Source organism: Clostridium sp. (genome assembly GCF_036642255.1).
GTDB lineage: Bacteria > Bacillota > Clostridia > Clostridiales > Clostridiaceae > Clostridium_J.
On sequence record NZ_JAVWDJ010000065.1, the window covers coordinates 1 to 12997 of the forward strand.

The window sequence follows — 12997 nt, forward strand, 5'->3', positions numbered from 1 at the left end:
ACTCGGCTGTTAACCGATAGGTTGGAGGTTCGAATCCTCTCCACGGAGCCATTTATTTTGATTAAATTAATATGGTAATATGAAAATTACTTTTAATTGAAGATAAGAAAATAAATAAATTAAAATAGTTAAAACCTTAGATAGTTATCTAAGGTTTTTTATTTTATTTATAATAGATAAAATATTTATATTGAATTTGTAAAAATATGAAAAATATAGAATTTATGGTAAAATAATAGTAAAATATAAGTAGGGTTTATAGGATTATATGGTAAATACTATCTAAAAAGGGGAAATAGCCATGATATTTAGAAAAAAAATGATAAATAAAGAAAAGGATTATGAAGTTAACAATAATTTTTTAAAGGAAAAAGAAATTGATAATTTTGCATTATTAAATAAAGATATAAAAAAGTTAGAAATTATTGAGTTATTGCAAAATCAAAAATATCAAAATATAATGTCTCAAAAAATCATAACCCAAGTAGAAGAGTCATTGCAAGTTACAGAAATGCTACTAACTTCTGTAAATCAAGTAAATATTGAGATTGGAAAACAAGATAATCACATAACTAAAACTGTAGATACTTCTAACACAGTAGCAGCATTTTCACAGGAAATAAATGCTGGAGTAGTTGAAACTTTAAGAGTTATAGATGATACTCTTCAACATGCAGAAAAGGGTCAGCAATCTTTAAAAAATGTTGAAGTAAGCATGGATAACATTAAAAATATTGTTGAAACTATGGAATTAACAATGAAAGATCTTGTTAATAAATCTAATAAAATTAAGGGAATAGTGGATACAATAAAGGGTATAGCTAAAACTACTCACTTACTATCATTAAATGCTAATATAGAAGCGGCAAGAGCTGGTGATAGTGGTAGGGGTTTTTCAGTTGTTGCAGGGGAAGTTAAAAAGCTTGCTGAAAATTCTTCGAAATCTGCAGATGAAATTGATAAGATAATTGTTGAAATTTCAAATGTCACTGAAGCTACATCAAATATAATTCAACAAAGTGTTGAAAAAGTTATGGAAGGTAGTTCAGTAACTCAAGAAGCGGGAAAAGTAATAGATGATATGATGGTTCAAATACAAACTACAAGAGAAACTTCCAATAAGATTGGAGAAGCAGTTGTAGAACAAGCAAATAAAAATCAAAATATGTTACTAGTTATAGAAGATATGGTTAAAGCAATCGATTCAGTTAAAGCGTTAAATGAAAATATTTCTGTAGATACTTATAGGCAAAAAGTTTCTCTTAATATGCTACAGCAAACTATAACAAACTTAAATACTATAGCAAGTAAAGGAATAAATGACACAGAGTTAGACGAAAGATTTTTGTATATGGATACACAAGAACCTACTACTTTTGATCCAACTAGTATTATAGAAGCTCAATTCTCGAGAATTATACAACCTTTGAATTTAGGGTTGGTACAAGTGGGCCCTTCTGTAGAACCTATCGGCGCAATAGCGCAGACCTGGCACTTAGAAGAAGATAATATTACTTGGAACTTCACCTTAAGAAAAGATATGAGATTTCACAATGGGAGAAAAATTACCGCGAAAGATATTAAATATTCATATGAAAGGCTCTTAAGTAGTACATTAAATTCACCAAATAGATGGTTTTTGTCCATGATAAAAGGTGCTGATGAGTTTTATAATGGTAGATCTAAAGAAGTATCAGGAATAATGGTAAATGGAGACTTTAACATGAAGATAGTACTTCAGTATCCATATACTTCTTTCATAAATAATTTGACACATATATCTTGCTCTATTTTACCTAAAGAAGAAGAAGGAAAAATTAAAAATACTCCAATTGGAGCAGGACCGTATAGATTTATATCCTTTGATAAGGAACAAGGTAAAATTATTTATAGTAGGTTTGATCAATACAATTTAGGACAAGCATTAATTGATAATATTATATTAAATACAGATAATCAAAACACTGTTGAAAGATTTATAAATAATGAAGCAGACTTTGTTGAAGTAAATGGTATAAACAAAAGTAAAATAGTTAATGCAGGATATAATATTCATGTGACAGAATGTATAGGTTCAAGATTTTTATTATTTAACTTCTTTAGGAATAACCCTTTAATCCATAGCAAGGACGTAAGACAAGCAATTAACTACGTTGTTGATAAACAAAAAATTGAGAATGAGGTTTTCAGTGGTATGGAACCAATTGCAAAAAGTGTTTTTCCCACAATCATATTAAAGAATCCAAGTACAAAGGTATATAATAGGGATGTTAGAAAGGCTCAGGACCTTATGAAGAAAAGTGGGATAAAACAAGGAACCATCAAGTTCGGTGTTTCTAAAAACGAAGAAAAAAACACCACTCATTATATGTTATCAAATATCTTAAGAGATAATCTAAGGGAAATCAATATATCTTTAGAGATAGTAGAAATTGATCCGAAGAATTATTACAATTTCGATGCGATACAAGATGTAGATATGATGTTATATGGTTGGTTAGGGGATTCTGGTACGGCAGATAATTTTATTGAGCCTTTAATAGATATTAATAATACATCTAACTTAAGTAAGTATAGTAATCCTGAGTTAATGGAGTTATTGAACACAGCAAAGGCAACAAAAAACCCTTATACCTATAATGAAATATTATATAGCTTAGACAGTAAAATTTATGAAGATGCAGCCTATGTATTTTTATCGCACATAAGCTTAGCATATGCTACATCAAAAGATATAAAAGGATTTAAAGTACATCCATTAAATTTAATTAAACTTGAAGACGTGTGGAGATAAAATTTAGTGATGCAAAATAGATATACAAATCTATAGAAATAGCAGGGCAACCCCCCTGCTATTTCTAATATATTATATAAATTTATTATGGTTATATACAAGTATGTATATTTTGAATAGTATTTTTGTTATATTTTAACTTATGTAAATTGATGATTTTAAGATTATTAAAAACAATATATAAGTAGATATAAGGTTATTAATGAAGAATATCTAAACTTACTTTTTTTCGTAAATAACAGAAATCCCTTTTTCATTACTTGAAAAAACTATGGTTCCATTTTTATCTGTTCTAAAAGTTGTAGTGCTTATTTTCTTTAATGATTCCAAAACATTTTTATCAGGATGACCATAATCATTACCCATACCACAAGATATAACAGCATATTGAGGTGAAGCTTTCATTAAGAACTCCTTTGAAGTAGAAGTTTTACTGCCATGATGGCCAACTTTTAATACATTACATGATACATTATCATTTGTTCTTAAAAGTTCTTCTTCAACTAACTTTTCACCATCACCTGTAAACAAGAACGAGTTATTGTTATTTTGCAGCTTAATAACTGTGGAATAATTATTTAAATTGTCATATTTATTAAGACTAGGTGATAAAAACTTTAGATATGTATTATTTTCCAAAGGTATAATTAATCCTGCTTTCGCTACATTGATTTTTTTTCTCTTTTTATATAATTCTCGAACCATGGATAAGAAATCTTCGGTGTTTGAGGTGATTTTGGGGGCATAGAATTCTCCAATTTCAAAGTATTTTATAATATCATCCATTGAGCCCATATGATCTTCATGAGGGTGGGTAGATATTACATAATCTAAGGTTTTTATGTTTAGGTTGTTGATGTAATTAATTACTTTCTTTGAATATGAATTTGAACCGCTATCTATTAGGACATTTTTATTTGAAGCTTGAATTAAGATCGAGTCACCTTGTCCTACATCTATAAAGTGAACGAGAAGATTATTACCAAACAAATTATTTGTGGATGTAGTTGTAGTAAGATTATTATAAAATAAAATAAAAGCAAATAAAGAAATAATAATTATATATAGTATCTTTTTTTTCATATAAGCCCCCGAATATAAATATATGATTATTATTGACAAGGATAATGATTATATTTCAATTTAGTGTATAGATATTATTATAATCATAAGAATGAAATTTTCATTTTATATGATTAAAAAACAAATTCAAAATATGTTAAGACACTTACAACAAAGATTTATATCACAATAATAAAGTTAGATAGTTAGCAATTATTTGAGTGCTAAAGTATTTAATAATGGAAAAATAATTGATATAATATCTGTGACTACGTTGAGAAGGAAGGGATAAAGTGAGAAAGGTTTATTTTGCAATAATGTTTTTTAGTTATATGATTTATATTGCTTTAAGAAGGTTTAAATATAGATTAGTGAAGGATAGGTTAAGTAAAGAGGAGAGAGAAGAATATTTATATGATGTAATTAACAATTGGTCTAAAGCTATAATTAGGTATTCAGGTTTAAAAGTAGAGGTGATTGGTAAAGAAAATTTGCCTAAAGAAACTTGTCTTTATGTAGCAAATCACCAAAGTCAATTAGACATTCCTTTAGTTATGGCAAGTATCGATGAAGTAGCAGGAGCAATAGCAAAGAAGGAAATTGAAAACTGGCCAATAGTATCTGGTTGGATGAAAGAGTTTAATTGTGTATTTATTAATCGAGAAGATGCAAGAGAAGGCTTGAAATCAATACTCCTAGGTGTACAATACTTGAAAGATAAGAGATCAATGTTAATCTTCCCTGAGGGAACTAGAAGCAAAGGCCATAGCATAAATGAGTTTAAAAAGGGAAGCATGAAACTTGCAATAAAGGCTAATGTGCCAGTTGTTCCAATTACAGTTGATGGAGCTTTTAAAGGATTGGAAGGGAAACCCGAGGATTTAAAAGCTAAAATAATATTTCATAAGCCAATATATATTGATAAATTAACCAAAGATGAACAAAACAATTTGGCTAAAATTTGTGAAAATATTATTGCATCGGCACTTTAGCTACATTAAAAAACGATAATGTAGGGAATGAATTTATATTTAAAAGAAAACTTGGCAATATGGTATAAAGCAAAAGTTCTTATAAATTATCTAAAATATGCCCTCTTAGGTACATTTTATAATTCTTATAAGAACTTTTTTTATTTATATAATTAAAGAAAAGATTACAAACTTTAATAGATAACTTTGGTGAAGTAAACACTAAGTAATAAAAATTAGTTAATATTTAAGTCTTAAGAGTTTATTATTTAATCTAAAGTAAGTACAATAGACTTTAATCTGCTCATGGCTTCTATGCTATATCTTATTCCTTGAGTTCCCATACCAGATGCTTTTACTCCAGAAAAAGGAAAGTGATCAGGGCCTCTTTCAGACTTATTATTAATTTGAACTACGCCAACCTCTAGCTTATTAGCCACGTAGAATGCATTATTTATATTTTGAGTAAATACTGAAGATTGAAGACCATACTGAGATCTGTTTGCGAGTTCAATAGCTTCATTAATATCATTAACTCTTATTACTGGAAGTACTGGCCCAAAAGGTTCTTCCCAAGCAATCCTCATTTTTGTAGTTACATTATCTAATAATGTTGGATACATCAAATTTTTTTCGCGTTTATTGCCTATAAGAAGAGCGGCTCCTTTATTTACTGCATCATCAATAAGTTCTTGTACATACTCTACTGATTTATCATTTATTAGTGGAGTGACTTCGCAGCCATCCTCTGGTTTACCAACCTTGATTTTTTTCACATTGTCTAGCATTTTACTAATTAATTCATCAGCAACATCCTCAGTTACTAATACCCTTTTAATTGCTGTACATCTTTGACCAGAATAGCTATATGCTCCAGAGACTATTTCTCTTGCTGCCTCATCTAAATCTGCATCTTTTAACACAATAGCCGCATCTTTACCTCCAAGTTCCAACATCATGGGAACCATACCTGCTATTTTTGCAATATGCTTACCTATTTTAGTAGAACCAGTAAAATTAATGAAGTTAATTTCTTCCTTTGTAACAATATAATCTCCAATCTCTGAAGCTTTACCTGTAACGGTATTTAATACACCATTAGGCACTCCAGCTTCCTGGAACACTCTTACGAGATGATAAGCACTTAGGGCTCCTTGAGTAGGTGGTTTTAATATTACACTGTTTCCTGCTATTAAAGCAGGTGCGATTTTTGAAGCTGAAAGATTAATTGGATAGTTAAAGGGTGAAATAGCCAACACTACGCCAAGAGGTACTCTTTGAGCGAAGCTCATCTTATTTTTTTTAAAACCCGGAAAATTATCAGCCCCAATTGCTTCACCATCCATATGCTTTCCAGCGTCAGCAGTAAATCTTATAAATTCAGCAGTTCTTTTTACTTCTGAAATTGAAGATTTTATATCTTTTGCAATTTCATTCATTAAAACTTTTGCAATTTTTTCAGCTTCTTGATCTAAGAGTTCAGCTGCTTTATGTAAGATTTTAGCTCTTTCACTTATTGGGGTTTCACCCCATGAAATTTGTGCAAACTTTGAAGTTTCAACAACTTTATCAATATCCTTCTTTGTCATTGAAGGAATGGTACCTAATAAGGTATTATCAATAGGGGAATATATATTTATAGTATTTTCTGTGGTAATCCACTCACCATTAAATAAGTTGCAATAATGATTATCTTTTTTTATACATGCAAACAAAGAACTCACCTCCATATAATAATAATTTAAACATTTATAATTATTATTATCAATAAACAATTAAATTATCATATTGGAAGTGAAAAACAAAATGATTAAATTAACAAGATTTAAAACTAATTAATTAAATCCTTCTCAATATGTTCTAAGTTTTTTTTCAGGTCATCAACATATGTATTTAATTTTCGTATATCTTTTTCAATACTAAGTGTCTGGCTTTTTATTTCTTGAATATTTAATAATAAGTCGCTAATTTTTTTTTCCTTAGAAGTAATTATTGGTTCATAGATTTTTCTTAATGTTTCTCTTTTATTAAGGGTAAATGATATATATTTATTGATTTTATATAAAATAATTTTAGTGTTTTTCGATAATTGAATTAAGATATGATTTAAAAGGTTTATCAATTTATTAATTGATTTCATAAAATTTCACCTCACATATATTTTATTTTTAAAATTTAAGAAAGGCAAGATGAAATTATGAGGGATAAAATAAACATAGGATATGTAAAAAAGATCAATAGTTATATAGATAAATTAGAATTAAACAAAATCAAACTACAAAAGGAGAAAAATGACGCACAGTCATTATTAGAAGAGAGAATGAAGGTCTTTGGAGAACTTGTAGAAAAAAAAGACGAATTGGAATCTAAGTATGAGGAAATTTTAAAGTTTATTATTAATAAAGGTGTATTCTTTCAGATTAATAATAGTACTTGTAAGTTAAATCAGTGGGATAATTTAATCTTAATATCTGAAAAAAACAATGGAATACTTAAAGATAAAAAAGACCAGGTGATAAAAATTATAGATAAAACTTATATGAAAATGGTAAAAGATATATTAGATAAAGGATTTACTATAAGCTTTATAGCAATAAGAGCAAATGAAACTACAGCGCTAATTCAAGGTAGATTCGTGAAGAAGTAAAATGGTTCAACTTCACAGATATCTTCTAAGTGGTATAGATGGTAGAGAGTAATGCTGAGCAAAGAAATATAAAATGGTAGTGAAGCGTTGCTTAACATAAGTTTTCAGTTTATACACGTTCAGATAGTACTATTTCATTTGAATTGTTATTTAAGTTAGTAATATAATATTACCTAAAATTAAAAAAGCTGAATATAAATTCAGCTCTTTTAATAGGATATCATAAATTAGTCTATATCTCTGTATCTATTCTTTCCTAAAAATGATAGTGCATATAATCCGCATAGACCAACTAATCCATATACTACTCTGCTTAAACTATTAATAGTGCCGAATTCGCCAGAGCCTGCAAAAAGTGCTGCTACTAAATCAAATCCGAATAAACCAATTAGGCCCCAGTTTACTGCTCCTATTATAACAAGGATTAGTGCTATAGTATCTAATGCTCTCATAAAAAACATCTCCTTTTTTAATTAATTACAATACTTAGTATTAACAGAAAAATATATTTTATAACCAATATTAATAATAATTTCTTTATTATATAAAATTTAACAATTTCCAAGTTGTTTAATTAAAAGAATGGATAAAATCATTTAACAAATATAGTATATTTTCTTTGTTAAATATTGTATAATAGTGATAATAAAATTATATGAAAAGAGGGATTAACTTGAACTCAGTTTTGTTTTTTCTAAGTATAATATTGTTTGCTTTTGGAGTGTTAATTGTATATCAAATTATCAAGCCTCTTCTTTTAGATAAAATCAAGGTTAATAAGTGGGTTATTTTAGCTATTGCATTAGTTGAATTTATAGTTCCCACGGTAATGTGGCCGACTATGCCATATATTTTTGTGAATTATATCATACCAGGGGTATTCGTAATTTTATTTCTCTGGTTTTTGGATTTGTCTGGATTTATTAAAAGGAGAAAACCAAGAAACGTAACTTATAATAATAATAAAAAGAAGAGTAATATAACAATAAAACCTAAAGCAAAACCGAATAGAGTAAAAAAATAAAGATAGCAAGAAAGTTACTTGCTATCTTTTCCTTATTTAATATCTTTTAATTCCGCCAACATAGGTTTCTAGTACTACTAAATCTTTAATTTGTTCTTTAGGAATCTTTGTTATGTCTTCAGAAAGAATAATAAAGTCTCCATAGAAGCCTTCTTTAATTTTACCTTTTTTACCTTCTTCAAAGCTCATAAAACTAGAACCAATGGTATAGCATTTAATTGCATCCATAACATTCATACATTCATTAGGATAAAAGCCATCTTTAGGATTACCATTTAAATCTTTTCTATTTACAACTCCATATATGCCTTCAAAGACATTAAAACTTTCGATTGGAGCATCAGAACTAAATGCAACAGGAATTCCTGACTTTACCATGGTTTGGAATGCATAGCTTTCTCTAGCTCTCTCTTTTCCAACAGCTTTCTCAACTATAGGATGATCAGTCATAATAAAGGATGGTTGAACATTTGCAACTACACCAAGATTTTTAAATCTACTAAGTAAATATTCATTGGTAAATTGAGCATGAACTATTGTAGGACGAAGATCTTTTTTACCACTGATATTAATAAGTCTCTCATAGGAATTAAGTACGCTGTTACAAGCACCATCTCCAATAGCATGAATTGTTAGTTGGAAGCCATGATTATAAGCTTTTGCAACCAAATCATCCAATGAGTCTTGTTCATAGATTAGGACTCCAGTGTGGGGTTCATCACAGTAAGGTTCTATCATAGCAGCAGTTCTTCCACCTAAGGAACCGTCTTGAAATAACTTTACTGGTCCAATTCTTAAAAAGTCGCTGCCAATGTTGCTTTTCAAATTTAATTGTTTAGCTTCTTCAAACAATTTATCATTGGTCAAATTTAGCTGAAGAATAAATCTTAAAGGCAGTTGATTTTCTTCATCAAGAGAACTATAAGCTTCAATTAAGTTTGTAAGATTTTTACAATGTGTTAAATCTTCAGTTTGAATAGTTGTAATACCACAGGCTAACGCATCCATGAAAGCTGATTTCAATGTAACTTTTATTTCATCCACAGTAAGTGCTGGAAGGCCATCTAAAGCAATATTTAGAGCATTTTCCCTTAGAATTCCAGTAGGCTCGGCATTTTCCTTATCAATTATACCACCGCTTGGATTAGGTGTATTTTTAGTTATTTTAAGCAATTCCAATGCTTTTGAATTTACAACAGCTATATGACCGCAAATTCTAGAAAAAACTATTGGATGTGATGTAGATATATTATCTAAATCATATCTAGTTGGAAGTCTTTGTTCCTTAAATAAATTGTGATTCCAACCACGTGATACAATCCAAGTTCCTTCAGGAATAGCTTTTTTATTAATATAATCTTTAGACTTAAGAATTAAATTTTCAATTGACTTAATATTTACAATATCTACGTTATTTTTTTGAATTGCATAATTTAGAAAGTGCATATGTCCATCATTGAAACCAGGTAAAACAGTTTTGCCTTTTAAATCAATTATTTCTTCGTCTTTTACGGAAGTTAAAATTTCAGTATTACTACCTGTCTTTGCAAAAAAACCATTTATAACAGAAAAACTTTCACAAATTTTCTCTCCATCTAGCGTGATTACATTACCATTAATAAATATAGACATATTACACAACCTCTCACTTTGATAAAAGTATAATTTCTATAATAATACAATATTTACCTTCAAAAATAAACAAAATTCACTTATTACAGTATAAAATATTGTAAATTTTTAATAATGTGGTAAAATCAAAAGGTATATAATGTGAAAATACTATTTCTCCATGAAAGCTAAGTAATTAGAATAATATATTTTTATGGAGGAAATATAAATAATAATAAGAATAGGAAAAATAATACAAAGGAGTGAAGTAGATGAATTTTTATTTATATAATACTCTTACGAGAGATAAAGATGAATTTATCCCAGCAAAGCCAGGGAAGGTAGGAATGTACACATGTGGACCTACAGTATACAACTATGCTCATATCGGAAACTTAAGGACTTATATATTTGAAGATGCACTGAAAAAATCTTTAGAATATGTAGGTTACAAAGTTAAGCATGTAATGAATGTTACAGATGTAGGGCATCTTCAATCAGATAGTGATGAAGGTGAAGATAAAATGGCTCTTGGAGCTAGCAGAGAAAAGAAAACTGTGTGGGAAATTGCAAAGTTTTATGAAGACGCATTTTTCGAAGATTGTAAAAAACTAAATATTAAAAGACCTAATGTAGTGTGCAGAGCTACAGAACATATTGAAGATATGATAAAATTTATAGAAAAACTTGAAGAAAGAGGATACACCTACGAAGCTAATGGAAATGTATACTTTGAGATTGATAAATTCAAAGATTATACTAAATTAGCTAATTTGAGTATAGACGAATTAGAAGCTGGAAGTAGGATTGAAATTGACCCAAATAAAAAGAATCCACTAGACTTTGTACTTTGGTTTACAAATTCTAAGTTCTCTAATCAAATAATGCAATGGGAATCTCCATGGGGTAGAGGATTTCCAGGTTGGCATTTAGAGTGTTCTGCAATGTCTATGAAATATCTTGGTGAAAACATCGATATACATTGTGGTGGTATTGACCATATACCAGTACACCATACCAATGAGATAGCTCAATCTGAAGCAGCTTTAGGACATAAATGGGTGAACTATTGGGTTCATGGTGAGTTTTTAGTTTTAGATGGTGGTAAGATGTCAAAATCTAGTGGGGACTTCTTAACAGTTACTAGACTTGAAGAAGAAGGATTTGGCCCGTTAGATTATAGATACTTCTGCTTACAATCAAAATATAGAAAACAATTAGTTTTTAGCTTTGAAAGTTTAGAGGATGCAAAAAGAGGATTTAAAGCACTTAAAAAGAAAGTCGCTGCAATTATCACAGACGTCCAAGAAAATACAGCGGTAGATAAAAGTAAAGTAGAAGCTTATATTCAAAAGTTTAAAGATCAAATTAGTGATGATTTAAATATTGCTAATGCATTTACTGTTCTAAATGAAGTTGTTAAGGATAGCACTCTTAATAACAAAGAAAAATTTATTTTAATTGAAGAATTTGATAAGGTTCTATCTCTTGATTTAATGGAAATTGAGAAAGAACAAGTGAATGTAGACGAAGAGCTAATAAACACATTGATAGTAGAAAGAAATGAGGCTAGAAAAAACAAAAATTATGGCAGAGCCGATGAAATTAGAAATGAGTTGTTAGCAATGAATATTGAAATTTTAGATACAAAAGATGGTACTACATGGAGAGTAAAATAAATTTAAATATTTTTGTTTTTATTTAAATTTAAAATAATTAAAAGAATCATAAATTCTATGTAGTTTTATAAGAAATTAAAAGATTAAACAATAACAAGTTATAAAGGGACTATATAAACAGTGAATCATTGTTTATATAGTCCCTTTATATTTTTGAATATAAATGACAAGTAACTATGGATATGTTGTAATATTTATCCTTGGATATGGTTCAACAATAATAGACCTTGTAGCTTTAACGGAATTTAAATCTTATTTATAGTAATGAAATAATTTTTTCAAGCATAAGAAAACTATCAAATTATTAATATTAGTACAAACTACATACTTCAAAGATTATGGTCTCAACAAATACAATTAGTTGAAAGAACTTTAAAGAATGCAAAGGTCAAATGACAATAGTAACAATAATATAATTATTATTGTTACTATCAGTGATATAAATTTATAACAAAGAATAAAAAACTCTCTAACTATAAAAGACAGGGGACTTATTTGCACTTACATATTATTTCTATAAAATCATAAATTCTATCTTTTAGAATATCATGAATACAATCAATTTGGTCCATAAGTTCATAAGTAGTTCTCTCATACCTTTTTATCTTGTGGGTCTTGCGTTTTGTAGTGGTGGAGAGTGATAAGGATTGAGATGTATCTTTAATGGATGCAGCAGAAATTGCAAGTTGATAAAAAATAGTTAATAAAGGATTTATACAATTTTCAACATATATTCTTTCAAAAGGACTAAATGGTAGCTCGTTAATTTGAAGCTTTAAAGAATTAATAGTGGTAATTTGACCTAACAAATCTTTTAAGATTCCAGTTTCACTGGTTTCAGGGCTAGATGTGCTATTATTAATCAAAAGTTTATTAATAGCCTCAAGTTTACTATTAATATCATTATATAAGTCTTTATTTCCATTTAGAGAAGATATGTTTGAATTGTTAAGTGAGGTTATAAGATTTTGTATTTCATCTTTATTTAAGTTAGGACTTGGTGACAAGTCGGAATTTACTATGTTTAACAGAGCAGCCCCTTCAATGGAATCTTCTCTAGGAACATCAGAGTCAGGATATGTATTATTTTTGTTTATATCCTTGTTTTGCTTCATAAGATAAAACCTCCATTACAAATTTTCATATGCAATTTAATTAATTTAATTCAAAAATATTATAAAGTGATTTCATAAAATTTGTTTATTTAAA

Annotated in this window: 11 protein-coding genes; 5 read left to right on the forward strand and 6 right to left on the reverse strand. The window is 28.4% G+C overall.

The features are described 5' to 3' along the window. The first annotated feature begins 301 nt into the window (after window positions 1-301). A complete protein-coding gene (locus RR409_RS19375) occupies window positions 302-2794 on the forward strand; it encodes an ABC transporter substrate-binding protein (protein WP_332559427.1) in 2493 nt (830 codons plus the stop codon). 219 nt (window positions 2795-3013) lie between these two features. Here the strand turns inward: RR409_RS19375 and RR409_RS19380 are convergent, their stop codons facing one another. Next, entirely contained in the window at window positions 3014-3877 is an 864-nt protein-coding gene (locus RR409_RS19380; RefSeq protein WP_332559428.1) for a ComEC/Rec2 family competence protein, read from the reverse strand. Window positions 3878-4149: 272 nt separating this feature from the next. Here RR409_RS19380 and RR409_RS19385 point away from each other — a divergent pair, with 272 nt between their 5' ends. After that, a complete protein-coding gene (locus RR409_RS19385; RefSeq protein ID WP_332559429.1) occupies window positions 4150-4848 on the forward strand; it encodes a lysophospholipid acyltransferase family protein in 699 nt (232 codons plus the stop codon). 248 nt (window positions 4849-5096) lie between these two features. Here RR409_RS19385 and RR409_RS19390 read toward each other — a convergent pair whose 3' ends face one another. After that, complete coding sequence (locus RR409_RS19390) at window positions 5097-6542, reverse strand: NADP-dependent glyceraldehyde-3-phosphate dehydrogenase (protein WP_332559430.1); 1446 nt, start codon at window positions 6540-6542, stop codon at window positions 5097-5099. A gap of 116 nt (window positions 6543-6658) precedes the next feature. Beyond that, complete coding sequence (locus RR409_RS19395) at window positions 6659-6967, reverse strand: hypothetical protein (RefSeq protein ID WP_332559431.1); 309 nt, start codon at window positions 6965-6967, stop codon at window positions 6659-6661. Between the two features lie 57 nt (window positions 6968-7024). Between RR409_RS19395 and RR409_RS19400 the strand changes: the two genes are divergently transcribed. Further along, on the forward strand, window positions 7025-7474 hold the full coding sequence (locus RR409_RS19400; protein ID WP_332559432.1) for a hypothetical protein: 450 nt from the start codon (window positions 7025-7027) through the stop codon (window positions 7472-7474). A 227-nt stretch (window positions 7475-7701) separates the two neighbouring features. On the opposite strand, the gene RR409_RS19405 is transcribed toward RR409_RS19400, so the two are convergent. Continuing rightward, window positions 7702-7926, reverse strand: coding sequence for a DUF378 domain-containing protein (locus RR409_RS19405; RefSeq protein WP_332559433.1), 225 nt, complete (start codon window positions 7924-7926; stop codon window positions 7702-7704). A gap of 221 nt (window positions 7927-8147) precedes the next feature. Here RR409_RS19405 and RR409_RS19410 point away from each other — a divergent pair, with 221 nt between their 5' ends. Further along, window positions 8148-8498, forward strand: a complete 351-nt coding sequence (locus RR409_RS19410) for a hypothetical protein (RefSeq protein ID WP_332559434.1) — start codon at window positions 8148-8150, stop codon at window positions 8496-8498. 36 nt (window positions 8499-8534) lie between these two features. Here the strand turns inward: RR409_RS19410 and RR409_RS19415 are convergent, their stop codons facing one another. Then, the gene (locus RR409_RS19415; RefSeq protein WP_332559435.1) at window positions 8535-10130 is read right to left on the reverse strand and encodes an amidohydrolase; all 1596 of its coding nucleotides are present in this window, start codon (window positions 10128-10130) and stop codon (window positions 8535-8537) included. Window positions 10131-10381: 251 nt separating this feature from the next. On the opposite strand from RR409_RS19415, the gene cysS reads away from it, so the two are divergent. Then, window positions 10382-11788, forward strand: coding sequence for a cysteine--tRNA ligase (gene cysS / locus RR409_RS19420; protein ID WP_332559436.1), 1407 nt, complete (start codon window positions 10382-10384; stop codon window positions 11786-11788). Window positions 11789-12279: 491 nt separating this feature from the next. Here cysS and RR409_RS19425 read toward each other — a convergent pair whose 3' ends face one another. Then, window positions 12280-12903, reverse strand: coding sequence for a hypothetical protein (locus RR409_RS19425; RefSeq protein ID WP_332559437.1), 624 nt, complete (start codon window positions 12901-12903; stop codon window positions 12280-12282). Window positions 12904-12997: the final 94 nt, after the last annotated feature.

What these genes read in the sequence shown, in the direction of transcription:
- RR409_RS19400 (WP_332559432.1), top strand. Translation starts at nt 7,025, where the DNA reads ATGAGGGATAAAATAAACATAGGATATGTAAAAAAGATCAATAGTTAT.
- RR409_RS19425 (WP_332559437.1), bottom strand. Translation starts at nt 12,903, where the DNA reads ATGAAGCAAAACAAGGATATAAACAAAAATAATACATATCCTGACTCT.
- cysS (WP_332559436.1), top strand. Translation starts at nt 10,382, where the DNA reads ATGAATTTTTATTTATATAATACTCTTACGAGAGATAAAGATGAATTT.
- RR409_RS19375 (WP_332559427.1), top strand. Translation starts at nt 302, where the DNA reads ATGATATTTAGAAAAAAAATGATAAATAAAGAAAAGGATTATGAAGTT.
- RR409_RS19405 (WP_332559433.1), bottom strand. Translation starts at nt 7,926, where the DNA reads ATGAGAGCATTAGATACTATAGCACTAATCCTTGTTATAATAGGAGCA.
- RR409_RS19395 (WP_332559431.1), bottom strand. Translation starts at nt 6,967, where the DNA reads ATGAAATCAATTAATAAATTGATAAACCTTTTAAATCATATCTTAATT.
- RR409_RS19415 (WP_332559435.1), bottom strand. Translation starts at nt 10,130, where the DNA reads ATGTCTATATTTATTAATGGTAATGTAATCACGCTAGATGGAGAGAAA.
- RR409_RS19380 (WP_332559428.1), bottom strand. Translation starts at nt 3,877, where the DNA reads ATGAAAAAAAAGATACTATATATAATTATTATTTCTTTATTTGCTTTT.